This window comes from Pseudomonas macauensis, from assembly GCF_047902425.1.
GTDB lineage: Bacteria > Pseudomonadota > Gammaproteobacteria > Pseudomonadales > Pseudomonadaceae > Pseudomonas.
Genome location: NZ_CP138377.1, coordinates 184,228 through 204,152 on the forward strand (window position 1 = coordinate 184,228; position 19,925 = coordinate 204,152).

General features: G+C 65.7%; 20 protein-coding genes. 6 read left to right on the top strand and 14 right to left on the bottom strand.

Annotation, left to right across the window (positions count from 1 at the left end; translation table 11 throughout):
• Positions 1-43 precede the first annotated feature (43 nt).
• The 12 genes from SD196_RS00825 to zur form a co-directional block, all read right to left on the bottom strand.
• Positions 44-625 carry an alpha/beta hydrolase gene (locus SD196_RS00825; RefSeq protein ID WP_275609606.1) on the bottom strand — a complete coding sequence of 194 codons (582 nt, stop codon included), beginning with the start codon at positions 623-625 and terminating at the stop codon, positions 44-46.
• Positions 626-743: 118 nt separating this feature from the next.
• Positions 744-1,397, bottom strand: coding sequence for a gamma-glutamylcyclotransferase (locus SD196_RS00830; protein WP_331315367.1), 654 nt, complete (start codon positions 1,395-1,397; stop codon positions 744-746).
• A gap of 380 nt (positions 1,398-1,777) precedes the next feature.
• Complete coding sequence (locus SD196_RS00835) at positions 1,778-2,179, bottom strand: ExbD/TolR family protein (protein ID WP_275609608.1); 402 nt, start codon at positions 2,177-2,179, stop codon at positions 1,778-1,780.
• Between the two features lies 1 nt (position 2,180).
• On the bottom strand, positions 2,181-2,897 hold the full coding sequence (locus SD196_RS00840) for a MotA/TolQ/ExbB proton channel family protein (RefSeq protein ID WP_343576229.1): 717 nt from the start codon (positions 2,895-2,897) through the stop codon (positions 2,181-2,183).
• A gap of 49 nt (positions 2,898-2,946) precedes the next feature.
• Positions 2,947-3,762 (bottom strand): energy transducer TonB, encoded by an 816-nt coding sequence (locus tag SD196_RS00845; protein WP_343576232.1) that lies wholly within the window; start codon positions 3,760-3,762, stop codon positions 2,947-2,949.
• Between the two features lie 437 nt (positions 3,763-4,199).
• Positions 4,200-4,982 carry a MetQ/NlpA family ABC transporter substrate-binding protein gene (locus SD196_RS00850; RefSeq protein WP_331315375.1) on the bottom strand — a complete coding sequence of 261 codons (783 nt, stop codon included), beginning with the start codon at positions 4,980-4,982 and terminating at the stop codon, positions 4,200-4,202.
• 41 nt (positions 4,983-5,023) lie between these two features.
• Complete coding sequence (locus SD196_RS00855; protein WP_275609612.1) at positions 5,024-5,689, bottom strand: methionine ABC transporter permease; 666 nt, start codon at positions 5,687-5,689, stop codon at positions 5,024-5,026.
• Positions 5,686-6,696: a methionine ABC transporter ATP-binding protein gene (locus SD196_RS00860; RefSeq protein WP_275609613.1), complete on the bottom strand. Its 1,011-nt coding sequence runs from the start codon at positions 6,694-6,696 to the stop codon at positions 5,686-5,688. The genes SD196_RS00855 and SD196_RS00860 overlap by 4 nt, the downstream gene beginning before the upstream one ends.
• Positions 6,697-6,891: 195 nt before the next feature.
• Entirely contained in the window at positions 6,892-7,278 is a 387-nt protein-coding gene (locus tag SD196_RS00865) for a hypothetical protein (RefSeq protein WP_275609614.1), read from the bottom strand.
• Positions 7,279-7,315: 37 nt separating this feature from the next.
• A complete protein-coding gene (znuB, locus tag SD196_RS00870; protein ID WP_275609615.1) occupies positions 7,316-8,104 on the bottom strand; it encodes a zinc ABC transporter permease subunit ZnuB in 789 nt (262 codons plus the stop codon).
• On the bottom strand, positions 8,097-8,897 hold the full coding sequence (znuC, locus tag SD196_RS00875) for a zinc ABC transporter ATP-binding protein ZnuC (protein WP_275609616.1): 801 nt from the start codon (positions 8,895-8,897) through the stop codon (positions 8,097-8,099). The genes znuB and znuC overlap by 8 nt, the downstream gene beginning before the upstream one ends.
• Complete coding sequence (gene zur / locus SD196_RS00880) at positions 8,897-9,403, bottom strand: zinc uptake transcriptional repressor Zur (protein ID WP_343576240.1); 507 nt, start codon at positions 9,401-9,403, stop codon at positions 8,897-8,899. Before zur ends, znuC begins: the two co-directional genes overlap by 1 nt.
• A gap of 71 nt (positions 9,404-9,474) precedes the next feature.
• Here zur and znuA point away from each other — a divergent pair, with 71 nt between their 5' ends.
• The 5 genes from znuA to SD196_RS00905 all read left to right on the top strand — a co-directional run bounded on the left by znuA (position 9,475) and on the right by SD196_RS00905 (position 15,697).
• A complete protein-coding gene (znuA, locus tag SD196_RS00885) occupies positions 9,475-10,419 on the top strand; it encodes a zinc ABC transporter substrate-binding protein ZnuA (protein WP_275609618.1) in 945 nt (314 codons plus the stop codon).
• 372 nt (positions 10,420-10,791) lie between these two features.
• Positions 10,792-13,026, top strand: coding sequence for an adenosylcobalamin-dependent ribonucleoside-diphosphate reductase (locus tag SD196_RS00890; RefSeq protein ID WP_343576242.1), 2,235 nt, complete (start codon positions 10,792-10,794; stop codon positions 13,024-13,026).
• An 18-nt stretch (positions 13,027-13,044) separates the two neighbouring features.
• Positions 13,045-13,731 carry an NrdJb gene (locus tag SD196_RS00895; RefSeq protein ID WP_275609620.1) on the top strand — a complete coding sequence of 229 codons (687 nt, stop codon included), beginning with the start codon at positions 13,045-13,047 and terminating at the stop codon, positions 13,729-13,731.
• Between the two features lie 284 nt (positions 13,732-14,015).
• Complete coding sequence (locus SD196_RS00900) at positions 14,016-15,353, top strand: HipA domain-containing protein (protein WP_331315386.1); 1,338 nt, start codon at positions 14,016-14,018, stop codon at positions 15,351-15,353.
• The gene (locus tag SD196_RS00905; protein WP_275609622.1) at positions 15,350-15,697 is read left to right on the top strand and encodes a helix-turn-helix transcriptional regulator; all 348 of its coding nucleotides are present in this window, start codon (positions 15,350-15,352) and stop codon (positions 15,695-15,697) included. Before SD196_RS00900 ends, SD196_RS00905 begins: the two co-directional genes overlap by 4 nt.
• A 57-nt stretch (positions 15,698-15,754) precedes the next feature.
• Here SD196_RS00905 and SD196_RS00910 read toward each other — a convergent pair whose 3' ends face one another.
• Complete coding sequence (locus SD196_RS00910; RefSeq protein WP_275609623.1) at positions 15,755-16,705, bottom strand: homoserine kinase; 951 nt, start codon at positions 16,703-16,705, stop codon at positions 15,755-15,757.
• A 34-nt stretch (positions 16,706-16,739) separates the two neighbouring features.
• Entirely contained in the window at positions 16,740-17,027 is a 288-nt protein-coding gene (locus SD196_RS00915) for a DUF2782 domain-containing protein (RefSeq protein ID WP_275609624.1), read from the bottom strand.
• A gap of 74 nt (positions 17,028-17,101) precedes the next feature.
• Here SD196_RS00915 and polA point away from each other — a divergent pair, with 74 nt between their 5' ends.
• Complete coding sequence (gene polA, locus SD196_RS00920) at positions 17,102-19,843, top strand: DNA polymerase I (protein WP_343576251.1); 2,742 nt, start codon at positions 17,102-17,104, stop codon at positions 19,841-19,843.
• The last annotated feature ends 82 nt before the right edge of the window (positions 19,844-19,925 follow it).

A 19,925-nucleotide genomic window follows, 5' to 3' on the forward strand; every position in this document is an offset into this window, starting at 1 on the left:
GGCGCGGTGGAGACAACGCGCTCGCCCTGTCCTGAGTCAGGGTTCAGGCGCGCTGGCGCGACTGCTGGTCGATCAGGTACTGCAGGCGGTACAGGTGGCGGTAGCCGGCTTCCCAGGCGCCATGCCCGGATTTCACGTTGATGTGGCCGGCGGACGGCAGGATCACCGTCTCGGCGCCCCAGGTGCGGCCGAGGATCAGGGCGCGCTGCGGGCTGCAGGCTGAGTCGTTGTCCGAACCCACCAGCACGGCCGGGAAAGGCAGCGCCTCGCGGGCGATCGGCGCGAAGTTGCGCAGGGCTTCGTGGCAGGTTTCCCGCTCCACGTCCGCCGGGGCGACCAGCAGGGCACCGGAGACCTGCGCCAGGACGCGGCGATCGGCGCGGGCGGCCCAGGCGGCGACGGTGACGCAGCCCAGGCTGTGGGCGATCAGCACCACGCGGCCCGGCTCGCGGCGAATCTCGCGGTCCAGTTCGGCGACCCAGTCGGCGCGCTGCGGGGTGATCCAGTCACGCTGCTGTACCCGCGCGGCATTGGGCAGGGCGCGCTGCCAGTGGCTCTGCCAATGGGCGTCCTCGGATCCGTGCCAACCCGGCACGATCAGGTAGCGGATGCGTTCGTTGCGCATGGAACGGCCCTCTCGAATCGTCATGAGAAGGCATTCTAGGGAGGGTTTTAATATTCGTTAAGGAATAAGAAATTCTTTGCTTATGCAGTATTTCTGCTAAACGAATGGCTATAAGGGCTTATTCCTGCGCTCGGCGCAGTGGGCAGCAGCGCGCCAGGATGCCTTCCAGGTTGAGGTCGGGCATGGCGTAGTCACGCAGGGCCTTGGCGGTCTGCTCGACATAGTCGCGGGTGGTGCCGAAGTGACCCTGGGCACTGTCCAGCACGTGCCGGAAGATGCTGTCGGGCAGGGAGCCGGCGTAAGTGGGCAGGTGGCGTTCGAGGACGAAGCCCAGGGCGCGCACGCGGGTGCCGTCGTCCAGGCGGCAGCTCAGCCACTCCGGGCGGTAGGAGGCGTAGGGCATCTCCCGTTCCCAGAGCGCGTAGAGGTTGGCGTCGAGGTTTTCTTCCGGCAGGCGGAAGGCGAAGCCGGAGCAGGAGCCGCCCCGGTCGAGACCGAGCACCAGGCCCGGCGCTTCCGGCGTGCCGCGGTGTGTGAGGGACCACAGGTAGAGACCGCGATGGTAGCCGTGCACCCGCGCGCGGCGGGCTTCGGCCACCGGGAACTCCGGCCGCCAGATCAGCGAGCCGTAGGCGAACAGCCAGACGGGACCGGCGCCGTGTTCGCCCATGGTGATGTCGAGCGAGGCGCGCAGTTGTTGTGGTGTGAAGCGTTCCGGCACCCCCAGTGTCGGCGGATAGAACGGGCCATCCAGGGCGGGAGACGATGTCATGCGGTACCCCTCAGGTCTCCTGACTGTCATCAACTTAGTGTAAGCGCGCGAGGCGCGGAAGGCCCTGATGGGCAAAGGGATATCGCCGGAGCGGGGATGACGACGAACGGCGGGGCGTAGGGCGTACAACCGTTCGCGGTTGTACGCCGATACACCTCGTCTTATCGGCTGCTCCAAGGCGAACCTGGAGTGCCGTGGGGCCAAGGTCAATCGGCGTATAACGCGGAGCGTTATACGCCCTACGTCTTGGTGGAGGTCGGAGCGGGAATAAAAAAAGGCCGCTCACCCCTGCCTGAGTAATGGGTGAGCGACCTTGAAGCCTGTTGCGTTGTGGAAGACCCGTTGTACACCCTCTCTATTTCAAGGGTTTTACAGCTTCCTCAACGCGCGGTGATCACCGCCAGTTTGGTGATTCCGGCCTTCTCGATGGAGGCCATGGCCTTGGCCACCTGGCCGTAGTTCACCCCTTCGTCCGCCTGCAACTGCACGCGCAGTTCGGCATCTTTCGCCTTGGCCGCCGCCAGATTGCTCTGCAGCAGGTCCGGCTGGATCTCGTCCTTGTTGATGAACCACTTGCCGGCGCCGTCGATGCTCACCACCAGCGGGTCCTTCTGCTCCGGCGGGGCGACCGCCTCGGTCTTGGGCAGGTTGATCGGGATGGCGTTGGTCAGCAGCGGCGCGGTGACGATGAAGACCACCAGCAGCACCAGCATCACGTCCACCAGCGGGGTCACGTTGATCTCGGAGAGAACCTCGTCGCTGTCCTGAGTCGAGAAGGCCATGTCAGCTCGCCTCCTTCACGCTGGCGCCGGCAGACGGTTTGCGCGCGGCGGTGGGCAGGGCGACGACGCGGAAGGCGCTCTTCTGCGCGAGGCTGTAGAAGTCGTGGGCGAAGTCGTCGAGGTCGGCCGCCGTGAGCTTCAGGCGACGGAGGAAGTAGTTGTAGACCAGCACCGCCGGCACGGCGACGGCGATGCCCACGCCGGTGGCGATCAGTGCGCTGCCGATAGGGCCGGCGACGGTTTCCAGGCTCGCCGAGCCCGCCGCGCTGATGCCCTTGAGCGCTTCCATGATGCCCCACACGGTGCCGAACAGGCCGATGAAGGGTGAGGTGGAGCCGATCGAGGCGAGCACCGCCAGGCCCGATTCCAGGGAACGGCGCTCGCGCTGGATCTGCTGGCGCAGGGCGCGTTCGAGGCGGTCCTGGTGGTTGATCGATTGGGCGAGGTCCGGCTGGCCGTTGTCCTGCACCTGGATGGCGGCGAAGCCAGCCTGGGCGACACGGGCGCCGGCGCCGGGCTTGCCGGCGGCCTGGTCACCGGCGGATTCGAGGCTGGTGGCGCTCCAGAACTGCTTCTGGAAGCGCTTGTCCTGGGACTTCTGGCGGGTGAACTGGACGCCTTTCACCAGGGCCAGCGCCCAGGTGACGACGGAGAAGCCGACCAGCAGCCAGATGACTGCGCCTTCGACGGATTCCAGGGGGTTCAGGGGCAGACTCATGGGTGTTCTCCTTCCGCGATTCTCGTGCGGCTGATCTGGGCAAATGGAATCAATGCAATTTGAAATCGATGGGCACGCTGACCCAGCCGTCCTGGGCCACGTCGCCGCGCTTGGCGGGGACGAAGCTCCAGCGTTTCACCGCGCGCACCGCGGCATCGTCCAGGGCGTCGCGGCCGCTGCTCCTCTGCACCTGGATCTCGCTCGGGCTGCCGCTGGCCAGCACATGCACACGCAGCAGCACGGTGCCTTCCCAGCCACGGCGCTGGGCCAGTGGCGGATATTCCGGTGCCGGATTCTTCAGGTAACCGGCGCTGGCCGAGGGCGGCGTCAGCGGGGCCGGAGCCGGTGCTGGCGGAGCGGGTGGTGCCGGTTGCGGCGGCGGGGTTTCGGCCTTGGGCGGCGCGGGCTGCTCGACCGGCTTGGGCACGGGTTTGGGCTTGGCGACGGGTTTCGGCTTGGGTTTGGGAATCGGCTTGGGCGGCGGTGGTTTCACCGCGTTCTCGTCCACCACCGGGGGTGGCGGCTCCTGCACCACGGGTTCGGGGATCGGCTCGGGTGGCGGCGGTTCGACTACCGGCGGGGTGGGCGCAGTGAATTCGATGGTCATCGGCGGCACCTGCGGCGGTACCTCCGGCAGCTTCGGCGTGGGCTGCTGGCTCAGCCAGTAGATCACCGCGCCGTGCAGCGTCAGGGCGAACAGACCGAGCAGCACCGCTTCGCGGCGACCGAGGGTGCGGGCTTTCGCCGGCACATGGCGGCCCAGTTCCAGCGCGTGGCGCAACGGGCGGCCGAGATCGACCAGGTCGCCGCCGGGCACGTGGCGCAGGAAGGCATCCGGCGCGAGGGCATGCTGGGGTTGGGCCATGAACGATCTCCTTGCAGGTCTGCGCGGCTCTGCGTCGCGCTTGAAACGGACCTGCATGATTGGTGGATCGTCTTAGCTCTTGAAGTGATTATTTTTGTTATTGAAATAACTTTTTGAACTATGAATTTTTGCCGGACCGCTACAGGCCTCGCCGCGCGCGGGATTGCGGGAAGTGGCAAAAAACCGATGCCTTTGCCGCATGGAAAGTATGCGGGGAAGGCTGGTGAAAAACGGTTCAGAACTGCGTGATAGAGCCTGTCTGTAGGAGCGAGCTTGCTCGCGAACAGTGTTTGCCGGTCGCGCCGAGCTGGGCGGGTTCGCGAGCAAGCTCGCTCCTACGAAAATCAAAAAGCCCCAAAAGCCGGAAAGCAGGGCGCCGGAAACGAAAAAGCCCGGTCATTCGACCGGGCTTTTCCAGAGCATCAGGCTCGCGGCAATCAGAACGCCGGGACCACGGCACCCTTGTACTTCTCGAGGATGAACTGCTTCACCTCGGGGCTGTGCAGGGCGGCGGCCAGCTTCTGCATGGCGGCGCTGTCCTTGTTGTCCGGGCGGGCAACCAGGATGTTCACGTAGGGGGAGTCGGAACCTTCGATGGCCAGGGCGTCCTGGGTGGGGTTCAGCTTGGCTTCCAGGGCGTAGTTGGTGTTGATCAGGGCCAGGTCGACCTGGGTCAGCACGCGCGGCAGGGTGGCCGCTTCCAGCTCACGCACCTTGATGTTCTTCGGGTTCTCGACGATGTCCTTCGGGGTGGCGGTGATTGACTTGTTGTCTTTCAGCTTGATCACACCGGCCTTGTCCAGCAGCAGCAGGGCGCGGCCGCCGTTGGTGGCGTCGTTGGGGATCACCACGGTGGCGCCGGAGGGCAGCTCTTCGAGCTTCTTGAACTTGGTGGAGTAGGCACCCAGCGGCTCGATGTGCACGCCGGTGACGGCCACCAGCTTGGTGCCCTTGGACTTGTTGAACTCATCCAGGTACGGCTGGTGCTGGAAGAAGTTGGCGTCCAGTCGCTTCTCGGCAACCTGGGTGTTGGGCTGCACGTAGTCGGTGAATTCCTTCACTTTCAGCTCAACCCCTTCCTTGGCCAGGATGGGTTTGACGAAGTTGAGGATCTCGGCGTGCGGCACCGGGGTGGCGGCGACGGTCAAGCTGTCGGCGGCCTGGGCCAGCGGGGCGGAGATGGCTGCGGCAGCGGCGAAAGCAGCGAGCAGTTTTTTCATTGTTGGCTCCTAAGAAAGCCCGCGTCCGGCGGGCCAGTCGGTTACTTGCGGGAGAAGTGGACCACCAGCTTGTCGCCGACGGTCTGCAGAATCTGTACGAGCACCAGCAGCATCACCACGGTGACCACCATCACGTCGGTCTGGAAGCGCTGGTAGCCGAAGCGGATGGCCAGGTCGCCCAGGCCGCCCGCGCCCACCACGCCGGCCATCGCGGTGTAGGACACCAGGGTGATGGCGGTGACGGTGATGGCGGCGATGATGCCCGGACGGGCCTCGGGCAGTAGTGCGTTCCAGATGATCTGGCGAGTGCTGGCGCCCATCGCCTGGGTGGCCTCGATGATGCCCTTGTCCACTTCGCGCAGCGCGGTTTCCACCAGGCGCGCGAAGAACGGCGTGGCGCCCACCACCAGCGGCGGGATGGCGCCGGCGACGCCCAGCGAGGTGCCGGTGATCAGCACGGTGAAGGGGATCATCACGATCAGCAGGATGATGAACGGCAGCGAGCGCAACACGTTCACAACGAAGGACAGCAGGGCATACACCGCGCGGTTCTCGAACATCTGCTTGGGCCCGGTGAGGAACAGCAGCACGCCCAGCGGCAGGCCCAGAACGATGGTGAATAGCAGCGAACCGCCGAGCATCCAGAAGGTGTCGATGCTGGCCTGGAGGATCTCGGACCAGTCGATGTTTACAAAGAACTCGTTCATGCGCGCAGCACCTCGACATGGACTTCGGCGGCGTTCAGCTGCGCCATCGCGGCTTCAATATCACCGCCCACCAGGGACAGGGTGAGCTGGCCGTAGGGCTGGTCCTTGATGCGGTCGATACGCCCCGCGAGGATGCTGTAGTCCACGCCGGTCTGGCGCGCGACGGTGCCCAGCAGCGGCGCGTAGGTCGCCTCGCCGCGGAAGGTCAGACGCAGGATGCGGCCCGGCACGTGGGCGAAGTCGTCGTGCTGCTCGTCCTCGTCCACGCGCTCGGCTTCGAAGACAAAGCGGCGGGTGGTTTCGTGCTGCGGGTGCAGGAACACGTCGGCGACGTCGCCCTGTTCGACGATGGTGCCGGCGTCCATCACCGCCACCTGGTCGCAGACGCGACGGATCACGTCCATCTCGTGGGTGATCAGGACGATGGTCAGCTTCAGCTCGCGGTTGATCTCCGCCAGCAGTTGCAGGACCTGGCCGGTGGTCTGCGGGTCCAGCGCGCTGGTGGCCTCGTCGCAGAGCAGGATCTTCGGTCGGCAGGCCAGCGCACGGGCGATGCCGACACGCTGCTTCTGGCCGCCGGAGAGCTGCGCCGGGTACTTGCGGGCGTGGTCCTTGAGGCCGACGCGTTCGAGCAGTTCGTCCACCCGCGCGGTGATTTCGGCGGCGCTGTAGGTGCCGGCGAGCTTCATCGGCATGGCGATGTTGTCGGCGACGGTCTTGGAGGCCAGCAGGTTGAAGTGCTGGAAGATCATCCCGACGCGCTGGCGGAAGCGGCGCAGGCCGTCGGCGTCCAGGGCGGTGATGTCTTCGCCGTCGATGACGATGCGCCCGCCGCTGGGCTCTTCCAGGCGGTTGATCAGGCGCAGCAGGGTGCTTTTACCGGCGCCGGAATGGCCGATCAGGCCGAAGACCTGGCCGCCCTCGATGGTCAGGCGGGTCGGCTGCAGGGCCGGGATATCGCGTCCGGCGACGCGATAGGTCTTGTGGACGTCGTGGAATTCGATCACTTAGCGAACCTTGTGGGTACGAGGAGGCGCCGCTCGCTGCCGGGGCCGTTGGATGAACAGGCGTAGGCAACGAGCGTAGGCGGTCAGCCAAAACCGCGCATTTTAACCTGCTTTTTTATGGCTGATTAATCTTTGTTCAGATAAGCGCAGAACAAAAGAGAATAAAGGGCGCCGCGAACGGGCGCCCGTGGGGGATTACGGCGTGCAGTTCGGCTGGGCAGCCGGGGCAACCGGCACGGCGGGCTTCTGCAGGCCGCTGACATCGGCGGCGACGCCGGGCGCGCGGGGCATCAGTGAGCGGGCGCGGGTCAGGGCCGCGGTGGCGCCGTTGACGTCGCCGTTCTGCAGCGCCGTGCGGCTGCGCTCCAGGTAGGCGTCTGCCAGGCGCTGGCGGCGCTCGGCGAGCTGGGTGGCGGTCTCCTGCTCGGAGCCGAGCTTGAGTTGCGCGGATTCCAGACGGCCGGCGGCCAGTTCGGTTTCGAAGCCACTGCTGCTGGCCGGGTTGCTCGCAGTGCTCTGGCAGGCGGTGAGGGCCAGCGCCAGAGCCATCAGCGAGAACAGGCGGATGACGAACGACTTCATGCGTCAGGGTCTCTTTTGATCAAAAAATCGCCAAATTCTACACCGTACGGCGCGGCAGGACAAAACTCAGCAGGAACAGGGCCGCCGCGCTGACCACGATGGAGGGGCCGGCGGGGGTGTCCTTGAACCAGGACAGCGAGAGCCCGGCGCACACCGCCACCAATCCAATCAGACTGGCGCCGAAGGCCATTTGTTCAGGGCTGCGCGCATGCCGTTGGGCGGCTGCGGCGGGAATGATCAGCAGCGAGGTGATCAGCAGCACGCCGACGATCTTCATGGCCACGGCGATGACGATGGCGATCAGCAGCATCAGCGCCAGGCGGATGGCGGTAACGGGCAGGCCTTCGACCCGCGCCAGTTCCTCGTGCACGGTGATCGCCAGCAGCGGCCGCCACAGCCAGCAGATCAGCCCCAGCACCAGGGCGCTGCCGGCGACTATCCACAGCAGGTCGGTCTGGCTGACGGCGAGCAGGTCGCCGAACAGGTAGGCCATCAGGTCGACGCGCACTTCCTTCATGAAGCTCAGGGTCACCAGGCCCAGCGACAGCGTGCTGTGGGCGAGGATGCCCAGCAGGGTGTCGGCGGCGAGCGGCTGGCGCTGCTGCAGGGTGACCAGCAGGACGGCAAGCAGCACGCAGCCGACGGTCACCGCCAGCGTCGGGCTGACGTCCAGCAGGAAGCCCAAGGCCACACCGAGCAGGGCGGCGTGGGACAGGGTGTCGCCGAAATAGGCCATGCGTCGCCAGACGACGAACGAACCCAGGGGCCCGGCGACCAGCGCCAGGGCCAGCCCGGCGAGGAGGGCGTTGAGCAGGAAATCAGCCATGGTTGCAGTCGGGGCCGTGCTGGTGGACCGGAGTGAAGCGCGTGCCGGCGGGGAAGGCGGGTTTCACCACCTCGCCGTGCAGGTCGTGGGAATGGTCGTGGTGGTGGTGATAGACGGCGAGGCTGCGGGCGTCCTGGCCGAACAGCTCGACGAAGGCCGGGTCGCCGCTGACCTGTTCCGGATGGCCGGAGCAGCAGACGTGGCGATTCAGGCAGACCACCTTGTCGGTGGCGCTCATCACCAGGTGCAGGTCGTGGGAAACCATCAGCACGCCGCAGCCCAGGCGGTCGCGCAGCCGGCCGATCAGGCGGTACAGCTCGGCCTGGCCGGCAACGTCGACGCCCTGCACGGGTTCGTCGAGCACCAGCAGCTCCGGCTTGCGCAGCAGGGCGCGGGCCAGCAGAACGCGTTGCAGTTCGCCGCCGGAGACGCTTTGCAGCGGCTTGTCGATAACGTGTGCCGCGCCGACTTCCTTCAGCGCATCCAGCGCCTGGGAGCGTTGCACGCCGGGCACCAGGCGCAGGAAGCGCAGCACGGTGAGCGGCAGGGTCGGGTCGACGTGGAGCTTCTGCGGCATGTAGCCGATGGACAGCTTGGGCGCCCGCCAGACGCTGCCGGTATCGGGCTTGAGCAGGCCGAGCACGCTGCGCACCAGGGTCGTCTTGCCGGCGCCGTTGGGGCCGATCAGGGTGACGATCTCGCCGGGGGCGATGGTCAGGTCGACGTTCTGCAGCACCGCTTGGCCTGCGTAGCTGACGCCGACGCCTTGCAGGCGGATCAGGGCGTCGCTCATCAGGCCTCCCGCTTGCCGGGGGCGCAGGCGCCGCAGAGGCCGACCACTTCGACGGTCTGGGTTTCTACGGCGAAGCCGACGCTCTTGGCGCCGGTGACGATGGCCTCGCTGATCGCCGGCTGTTCCAGCTCGATGGCGGTCTTGCAGGCGCGGCAGATCAGGAACTGGCCTTCGTGGGCGTGTTCGGGGTGGGCGCAGCCGATGAAGGCGTTGAGCGAGGCGATGCGGTGCACCAGGCCGTTTTCCAGGAGGAAGTCCAGCGCGCGGTAGACCGTTGGCGGCGCGGCCTTGCGACCGTCTTCCTCGCTCAGCACGGCGAGGATGTCGTAGGCGCCCAGCGGCTTGTGACTCGCCCAGACCAGCTCCAGCACGCGCCGGCGCAGTTCGGTCAGGCGCACGCCCTGGCGCGCGCACAGCGCATCGGCGTCGGCCAGGGCGTTGGCCACGCAATTGGCGTGGTCATGCGGGCGACAGGCGAGGGGAGTCTTGGGGGCGATCTTGTACATGCGGCGGCGACGCTCTTGTGTAGAGACGTTATTATATTACTCTTTCATCTCCCCCCTGTGTGAGTACCGCCGTGTCCTTCCGTCCCGTCGCCCTGCTGACCGCCGCTTGCGCGCTGCTGCTCAGCCTTCCCGTGCGCGCCGAGGTCAGCGTGCTGACCAGCATCAAGCCGTTGCAGCTGATCGCCGCCGCCATCCAGGACGGCGAAGGCACGCCGGACGTGCTGCTGCCGCCGGGTGCCTCGCCGCACAGCTACTCGCTGCGCCCGTCCGATATCCGCCGGGTGCGCGACGCTCAGCTGTTCTACTGGGTCGGCCCGGACCTGGAGAACTTCCTGCCCAAGGTGCTGGAAAGCCGCAAGGGCCCGAGCGTCGCCGTGCAGGACCAGGCCGGCATGCACCTGCGCAAGTTCGCCGATTTCAGCGGGTCCAACCACCCGGACCACGATGACGCCCCAGACCATGACGAGATTGGCCATGACCACGACCATCGCCCCGGCATGATCGACGCCCACCTCTGGCTGCTGCCGGCCAACGCCCAGGTGATTGCCGCGCGCATGGCCGAGGACCTGGCCATCGCCGATCCGGCCAACGCCAGCCGCTACCAGGCCAACCTGAAGGCTTTCGACGAGCGCATGGAGACGCTCGATGCGCGCCTGAAGCAGCGTATCGATCCGCTCAAGGGCAAGCCGTTCTTCGTCTTCCACGAGGCCTTCGATTACTTCGAGGAAGCCTATGGTCTGCGTCACACCGGGGTGTTTGCCGTGTCCGCCGACGTGCAGCCGGGGGCCCGCCATGTGGCTGCCATGCGTGCGCAACTGCAGAAGGCCGGGCCGTCCTGCATCTTCAGCGAGCCGCCGCTGCGCCCGCGCCTGGCCGATACCTTGAGCCAGGGCTTGCCGGTGCGCCTGGCCGAGCTGGATGACCTGGGTGTGGGCGTGAAGGTGGATGCCCAGGGCTACGAGAACCTGCTGGGCAACCTGGCGGGTGAGTTCGCAGGGTGTCTGGAGAAGCTCTGATCCGGGCTTCCCGGGAATTTCCTCTGCCTGGGGTATCCCCTCACCCCAGCCCTCTCCCAATGGGAGAGGGAGCCGATTGTGCCGGCTGATGCTGTGGTGCCACCCTGCTGCGGACAGTCCCCTCTCCCTCTGGGAGAGGGTCAGGGTGAGGGGCTCTTCGTAAGCCACCACAGAACCCGCGTCCGGAAAAATCGCGGACAAGGTCCGCTCCTACGGGCGCATTCCCGCGCCTGATCGTCGCACCCACCCCCTCCGAAAACCCTCCCCTCCTGCCCCCAAGCCTGCCGATCGTCTGGAATTCCGGACCCATCGCTGCGTCTGTCGGTCAACCGGCTATTGTCTGTCTTTATGGGTAGCCGGCACTACATATTGATGCCTGTCAGTTTTTGGCTCCCACATATTGGGTTTACTCGCGCTCCGTTGTGCCTGCCACCCAACTGCCAGGAGGTTATTTACCGGATGGCCAAGACCGATGCGCGCCCCCGCGGCGCAGACCAAGGAGTCCTCGCCCTGCAACCCGCTTCGCAGGATATCTGGGACAGCAAATACCGCTTGAAGCACAAGAGCGGCAAACCCATCGACGGCAGCGTCGACGAGACCTGGCAACGGGTCGCCCGCGCCCTGGCCGGCGTCGAGGCGAACAAGGCGCTGCGCGAACACTGGTACGAGCGCTTCCTCTGGGCCTTGCGCAACGGCGCCATCCCGGCCGGGCGGATCATCTCCAACGCCGGCGCCCAGGGACACAAGCCCGCCACCTCGACCATCAACTGCACCGTCTCCGGGATCATCCGCGATTCCATGGACGACATCCTGCAGAAGGTCCACGAGGCCGGGCTGACGCTCAAGGCCGGCTGCGGTATCGGCTACGAATTCAGCACCCTGCGCCCGCGTGGCGCCTACGTCTCCGGCGCCGGTGCGCACACCAGCGGGCCGCTGTCGTTCATGGATATCTACGACAAGATGTGCTTCACCGTGAGCTCCGCCGGGGGGCGGCGCGGCGCGCAGATGGGCACCTTCGACGTCAGCCACCCGGACGTGCGCGAGTTCATCCGCGCCAAGCGCGAGGACGGTCGCCTGCGCCAGTTCAACCTCAGCCTGCTGATCACCGACGGTTTCATGGCCGCGGTGGAGAACGACGAAGACTGGCCGCTGGTGTTCCCGATCCACCAGAAGGAGCGCGACGAAGTCGATCTGGAGGACGCCGAGCAGGTGGTCTGGCGCGACTGGCCGATACACGATGACTACCTGGTGGGCGAGGACGGCCGCGTGGCCTGCAAGGTCTACGGCCGGGTCAAGGCGCGGCACCTGTGGGACATGATCATGGTCTCCACCTACGACTATGCCGAGCCGGGCTTCATTCTCATCGACCGGGTCAACGAGCTGAACAACAACTGGTGGTGCGAGGCCATTCGCGCCACCAACCCCTGCGGCGAGCAGCCGCTGCCGCCCTACGGTTCCTGCCTGCTGGGCTCGGTGAACCTGACCTGCTTCGTGAATGATCCCTTCGGCGAGAACGCGCGCTTCGACTGGGAGCGGTTCCGCGAGGTGGTCCGGGTGTTCACCCGCATGCTCGACAATGTGGTGGAGATCAACGGCCTGCCGCTGGAGCAGCAGCGTGCGGAAATCCTCGGCAAGCGTCGCCACGGCATGGGTTTCCTGGGGCTCGGCTCGGCGCTGACCCTGCTCAAGCTGCGCTACGGCAGCCCGGAAGCCTGCGTGTTTACCGAGGAAGTGGCGCGCGAGATGGCCCTGGTCGGCTGGGAAGTGGCCCTGGAGCTGTCCCGCGAGAAGGGCCCGGCGCCGGCTCTGGCGAAGGACTACGAAGTGACCGCCGAGATGCTGCGCAAACGTCCGGAGATGGTCGACGATGGCTACAAGGTCGGCGACAAGGTTGCCGGCCGGGTGCTTCACGCGAAGTACTCGCGCTACATGCAGCGGGTCGCCGAGTACGCGCCGCAACTGGTGGAGGAGCTCGCTGAGCAGGGCGCTCGCTTCACCCATCACAGCTCCATCGCGCCCACAGGCACCATCAGCCTGAGCCTGGCCAACAACGCCTCCAACGGCATCGAACCGAGCTTCGCCCACCACTACTCGCGCAACCTGATCCGCGCCGGGCGCAAGACCAAGGAGAAGATTTCGGTCTATAGCTACGAACTGCTGGCCTACCGCGCCCAGGTGGACAACCACGCGGTGCCGGACGCCGAGGAGGAAAAGCACCGCCTGCCGGACTATTTCATCACCGCCGACGACATCACCCCGCAGCAGCACGTGGACATCCAGGCCGCCGCACAGAAGTGGATCGACTCGTCGATCTCCAAGACCGCCAACGTGCCCACCGACTACCCGTTCGAGGACTTCAAGGACATCTACCTCTATGCCTGGCGCCAGGGCCTGAAGGGCTGCACCACCTTCCGCTTCAACCCGGCGGCCTTCCAGGGCGTATTGGTGAAGGAGGCTGACCTGGAGAAGACGGTGTACCGCTTCGAGCTGGAGGACGGCAGCGTGGTGGAGCTCAAGGGCAACGAGGAAGTGGAGTACGACGGCGAGATCCATACCGCCGCCAACCTCTTCGACGCCCTGAAAGAAGGCTATTACGGCAAGTACTGATACCCCTGGAGAGACGTCATGAGTGTCAAGATCAACCAGAAGATCAAAGGCTTCCAGGTGGTGGACGTGGCTGAGGAAAAGGCCCGCGCCGAGGCCGCCGCGGCCGCCGCCGTGGTGAAGATGGACGAGACCCTGCAGCGGCCGGAGATGCTGGTGGGCGCCACCTACAAGATCAAGTCGCCGCTGTTCGAGCACGCGCTGTACGTGACCATCAACGACATGGTGCTCAATCCGGACACCCCCTACGAGCAGCGCCGGCCCTTCGAGATCTTCATCAACTCGAAGAACATGGACCACTTCCAGTGGATCGTCGCGCTCACTCGCATCATGTCGGCAGTGTTCCGCAAGGGCGGCGACTGCACCTTCCTGGTGGAGGAGATGAAGGCCGTGTTCGACCCGCGTGGCGGCTATCTCAAGCGCGGCGGCGTCTACATGCCGTCCATCGTGGCCGAGATCGGTGCTGTGGTGGAGCGCCACCTGGTCGCCATCGGCCTGATGGAAGGTCCGCAGCTCGACGAGGAACAGCGCCTGTACCTGGCCGAGAAGCGCGCGGCCTATGAAGCGGCGCAGGGCACCAACAAGGCCGAGCCCGGCGAAGGCTTCCCCCCGGGCGCCCAGCTGTGCGGCAAGTGCAACACCCTGGCGGTGGTGCAGATGGATGGCTGCGCCACCTGCCTGAACTGTGGGCATTCCAAGTGTGGGTGAGCGGAAGGCTCTGCGACGCATGCGTCGCCCCGAGAACGCCTGGCCATGAATGGCCGGGCCAACGTGGACATTGGAACAACGGCGGGAATTCTCGTCCCCCAGGCCTGACCTTTGCCTCTGCATGAGTTGCGTTGAGCGGATTGCACTAGAGTGCAATCCGCGAGTTGCTTCAGTACGGATTATTGCATTAAATTGCAAAAAATGATGTAAAGCCTCTTCGAGATTTGCATCAAATTGCAATTTCAGGTCGAATGCTTTAGGTTGAATTGCATCAAATTGCAAATTTGGCCCATCTGCCCATGCCACGAACCCTCACCGTCCAGTGTTTCGTGAACGGGGTTTGGCAGGACGCCTTCACCCTGACCTTCCAGGACCCGCTGAATCCCGGCGATACCCGCTGCACCTCGGGGTATCTGACGGACTACGTGGTCAGCCATATCGATGAGCTGAACTCGCCCTTCGAGCAATCGGTGAGCGTTTGCCAACGCCTCGGCCTGAATGTCGGCTATAGCCGCGGCTACCCGGCTTTTATCCACGACGTGATGCCCGCTGGCGCTGCGTTCCGCTCGCTGAAGAAGCGCTTCGCCGCCAGCAAGCCCGATGACATCGGGCTGGAGCTGTATCTGCTGGAGCGCTGTACGCCTTCGCCCGTTGGCCACCTGCGCATCAAGGAGTCGCTGGGATACCTGCGCGAAGGCCGGGTGATGGGCTTCGACCGGCGAGAGGTCGTGCAGCGCAACAGCGAATTCCTGGAGTACGCCTACGAGCAGGGCGCCGCCATCGGCGGCGCGACAGGCGCGGGTGGCGAGGCGCCAAAGCTGTTGCTGGTGGAAGCGGAGGACGGCCGCCTGTATGCCGATGCCGTGCTTGACGACGCTCAGGTGCGCCAGCACTGGTTCGTGAAGTTCGCCAGGAACCGCGCGGCACCGCGCGACAAGGACATCCTGCGCAGTGAGTTCCACTACTACCAGGCGATCACTGCGCTGGGGATGGAGACGATCTCGACCCAGGGCATGGCCCTCGAAGACGACGGAGAACACAATCCCAGCCTGTGGATGCCACGGTTCGACCGGCGGATCACGGAGCACGGCATACAGCGCCACGCCGTCGAGTCGATCTACTCGATCTGCGGCAATACCGAGCCGGGCTCCTTCATGCGCCACGAGGATGTCCTGCATAGACTGCTCACGCTCTGGTGTGAAGCGGGACAGACCGACCAGCTCTTCGACCTGCGCGTCGACTACATCGCTCGGGACCTGCTGAACAGGGTGCTTGGCAACTCCGACAACCATGGTCGCAACACGGCGATCCTGCGGGACGGCGGCAGGCTTCGCCTCGCGCCTATCTACGACCTGGCGCCGATGGTGCTCGACCCCGAAGGGGTTACCCGAGTCACCAAGTGGGATCATGAAGAGCGCGGCGCTCCGGATTGGCGAGCGGCCTGTCGCAGCCATGCGGACAGCGTCACAGGAGACGAAGTCTTCGAGGCGTTGCGTGGCATCGCGGCAAAATTCAGGGCGCTGCCGGACCTGCTGACTGGACTTCCCGACGAAGTCCGGCGTGCGCGGACTCTTCCGCTCAACGACCTCGATGCGCGGCTGAAGGAGTGGGGGTTGCTATGAAGGACCTGACACTGGACGAGCGCGATGAGTTGATTCGCGCCATAAGCGCGGCAGTGGCCGATGGAAGCCTCGATCTTGGCGGCGCCGTGAAGCGGTTGCGCGTAGAGGTTACCGGGATGAAGCAGGCCACCTTCGCGCGCATGTGCAAGATTTCCATGCGGGCACTCAATCACCTGGAACATGGGGATGGCAATCCGACGCTGGCCACCCTGGAGGCTGTCTTCAGGCCCTTTGGGTTGCGGATGGGGCTGGTGCGAATAGACCCCGTTGACCTCAAGAGCACCCTGACGAAAACCGAGCTCGACGGATTTGGCCTGCCCGTTGTCCAGACCACGAAGCCGTAGGGTCAACTCGCCTGAGAGCGACCCGCTCCACGGGGTGGCTGTGAATACCCAGGCTCCTTACAGCGCAAACGGCAGATGAATCTCCACCTTCTGCCGCTTCTCCAGCCGCCGCTCGAACTCGCTCGGATCGTGGATCAGCACGTCCTGCCCGGCAAAGGCCTCGGCGGCGATCAGCCGCGACAGCCAGAAGCGCACGCAGGCCACCCGCAGCATCTCCGGCCACAGTTCGGCCTCCAGCGCGGTGAACGGCCGCTTGGCCGCATAGGCCGCCAGCAACGCGCGGGCGCGCGGGCCGTCGAGGGCGCCGTCTTCGCTGGAGCACCAGTCGTTCACGGCGATCGCCAGGTCGTAGAGCATCCAGCCTGAGCAGGCGTTGTAGAAGTCGATCAGCCCGGCCAGGTGCGGGCCGTCGAACAGCACGTTGTCGCGGAAGAGGTCGGCATGCAGGTTGGCGCGCGGCAGCGCCGGCTGCTCGGCGAGCAGGCGGGCGATTTCTTCCAGCGCATCGGCCAGGAGGTCGGCGGCATGGCCGGACAGGTGCGACTGGAAGGCCTGGCCTTCATGCAGCATCCAGCTCAGGCCGCGATCGCTGGGCCGCTCGATGATGCGCCCGCGCGTCGCCAGGTGCAGGCGTGCCAGCAGGTCGCCGACTTCCCGGCAATGGTGGTTGTTCGGCGTCCGCTCGTGGCGGCCCGGCAGGCGCGGTTGCAGCAATGCCGGCTTGCCTTCGAGCTGGCGCAGCGCCTCGCCATCCTTCGTGCGCAGGGCATAGGGCACCGGCAGGTCGGCTTCGTGCAGGACGTCGAGCAGTTCGATGAAGAACGGCATTTCCTGTACCGGGCCGCGCTCGACCAGGGTCAGGACGAATTCGCCCTGCTCCAGGCTGACGAAGAAGTTGCTGTTTTCCGAGCCCTCGGCGATGCCGCGGAAGTCGTGCAGGCGGCCGAGGCCGTAGGGGGCGAGGAAGTCTTCGAGAACCGGACGTTCCAGAGGTGTGAATACCGACATGCTCAATCCTCTGGAGCGTCGTGGATGGAAAGGGTTACCAGCTGAAGATCTGCCACTGTGGAATCAGCTTGTCTGGTTGGTCCGAGCGGATGAAGTTGCCGTCGCTGCCGTCCTGGCGCACCAGGAAGTACGGCTTGCCGTGCTTGGGCGTGACCTTGATGGCGTAGAGGAAACCGTTCACACGGTATTCCTGGATGGTCTTGTCGCCTTCCTGGCGGATGGTTACATCCGGCTCCGGCGTTGGGGCATCGTCCGCCGCCATGACGGAAGTCGCGCCAAGACCCAGCAGAGCGGCGAGCAACAGGCGGTTCAACGTACGCATGATAACCTTGTCCCTTTGTCGAATTGGCTACGGACAGTTTAGCCCGAGCCCTTCTGAAAAGGTTGATTCCCCTCATGAGCCAAGCACCCCTCGTCCTCGTGGACGGCTCGTCCTACCTGTATCGCGCCTTCCATGCCCTGCCGCCGCTGACAACCTCCACCGGCATGCCCACAGGCGCGGTGAAGGGCGTGCTGAACATGCTCAAGAGCCTGCGCAAGCAGTACCCCGACAGCCCCTTCGCGGTGGTGTTCGACGCCAAGGGCCCGACGTTCCGCGATGCGCTGTTCGCCGAGTACAAGGCCAATCGCCCGTCGATGCCGGATGAGCTGCGCGTTCAGGTCGAACCGCTGCACGCCAGCGTGCGGGCGCTGGGCCTGCCGCTGCTGTGCGTGGAAGGCGTGGAGGCAGACGACGTGATCGGCACACTGGCCCGGCGCAGCGCCGCGGCGGGGCGAGCGGTGGTGATCTCGACCGGCGACAAGGACATGGCGCAACTGGTCGACGGGCACATTACTTTGGTCAACACCATGACCGGAAGCGTGCTCGACCCCGATGGCGTAAAAGAGAAATTCGGTGTCGGTCCTGAGCTGATCATCGACTACCTCGCGCTGATGGGCGACAAGGTGGACAACATTCCGGGCGTGCCCGGGGTGGGCGAGAAAACCGCGCTGGGCCTGCTGGTGGGCGTCGGCGGCGGCCTCGACGTGCTGTATTCCAGCCTGGACAAGGTGCCCGAGCTGCCGATCCGCGGCGCCAAGGGCCTGCCGGCCAAGCTGGAGGAGCATCGCGAGATGGCTTTCCTGTCCTATGAGCTGGCCACCATCAAGACCGACGTCGAACTGGACGTCGACCTCGACGGGCTGCACCCGGGCGAGCCGCAGCGCGAGGCGCTGATCGGCCTGTACCGCGAGCTGGAATTCAAGAACTGGCTGGACGATCTGCTGCGCGAGGCCAAGGAAGAGGGCGGCGGCGACGTCGAAGCGGTGTCCGTCCAGGCCACCGCGAAATACGACACCGTGCTGGAACAGGCCGAATTCGATGCCTGGCTGAAGAAGCTCGAAGCCGCCGACCTGATCGCCTTCGACACCGAGACCACCAGCCTCGACCCGCAGCAGGCGCAGGTGGTGGGCGTGTCCTTCGCCGTCACCGAAGGCGAGGCCGCCTACGTGCCGCTGGCGCACAGCTACATGGGCGTGCCGGCGCAACTGGACCGTGACACCGTGCTCAAGGCCCTCAAGCCGTTGCTGGAGGACCCGAAGAAGCGCAAGGTCGGCCAGCACGCCAAGTACGACATGAACGTCCTGGCCAACGCTTCGACGCCCATCGCCGTGCAGGGCATCGCCTTCGACACCATGCTCGAATCCTACGTGCTGGACTCCACCGCGACCCGTCACGACATGGACAGCCTGGCGCTCAAGTACCTCGGCCACAGCACCATCCGCTTCGAGGACATCGCCGGCAAGGGCGCCAAGCAGCTGACCTTCGATCAGATCGCCATCGAGCAGGCCGGCCCCTACGCGGCCGAGGATGCCGATGTGACCCTGCGTCTGCACCAGACCCTGTGGGCCAAGTTGCAGGCCATTCCGTCGCTGGAGAAGGTCCTGACCGAGATCGAGATGCCGCTGGTGCCGGTACTGGCGCGCATCGAGCGCAACGGCGCGCTGGTCGACGCCAATCTGCTGGGCAGGCAGAGCGTCGAGTTGGGCGAGAAGATGGTCGAGCTCGAGCGCAAGGCCTATGACCTGGCCGGGCAGGAGTTCAACCTCGGCTCGCCCAAGCAGCTCGGCGCCATCCTTTATGAGAAGCTCGGCCTGCCGGTGCTGGCCAAGACCGCTACCGGCCAGCCGTCCACCGCCGAGAACGTCCTCGCCGATCTCGCCGAGCAGGATTACGAGCTGCCCAAGGTGATCATGCAGTACCGCTCCCTGAGCAAGCTCAAGAGCACCTACACCGACAAGCTGCCGGAGCAGATCAACCCGCGCACTGGGCGCATCCACACCAGTTACCACCAGGCCGTGGCGGCCACCGGCCGGCTGTCCTCCAGCGACCCGAACCTGCAGAACATCCCGATCCGCACCGCCGAGGGGCGGCGCATCCGCCAGGCCTTCGTCGCGCCCAAGGGCTACAAGCTGCTGGCGGCGGACTACTCGCAGATCGAACTGCGCATCATGGCCCACCTGGCCAAGGACGAAGGCCTGCTGGACGCCTTCCGCCACGACCGCGACGTGCACCGCGCCACTGCCGCCGAAGTGTTCGGCGTGCCCCTGGAGGAGGTCACCTCCGACCAGCGCCGCAGCGCCAAGGCGATCAACTTCGGCCTGATCTACGGCATGAGCGCCTTCGGACTGGCCAAGCAGATCGGCGTCGAGCGTAAAGAGGCGCAGGCCTATATCGACCGCTACTTCGCCCGCTATCCCGGCGTGCTGGCCTACATGGAGCGCACCCGTGCCCAGGCCGCCGAGCAGGGCTTCGTCGAGACGCTGTTCGGCCGCCGCCTGTATCTGCCGGAAATCGGCTCGAAGAACGCCGCCATGCGCAAGGCCGCCGAGCGCACCGCGATCAACGCGCCGATGCAGGGCACCGCCGCGGACATCATGAAACGCGCCATGGTGGCTGTGGATAACTGGCTGCAGGACAGCGGGATCGACGCCCGCGTGATTCTCCAGGTACACGACGAACTGGTGCTGGAGGTTCGCGAGGACCAGGTGGAGCAGGTCAGCAACACCATCCGGCCGCTGATGAGCGGCGCGGCGGAGCTGGATGTGGCGCTGGTGGTCGAGGCCGGGGTGGGTGCGAACTGGGACGAGGCACACTGACGAACGGTCGAGGGGCCCGGGTGGCGGGCCTCTCGGTAGACCGATGAGCGGTCGTTCCGGGCCTTGCGAAAAATATTTTCGG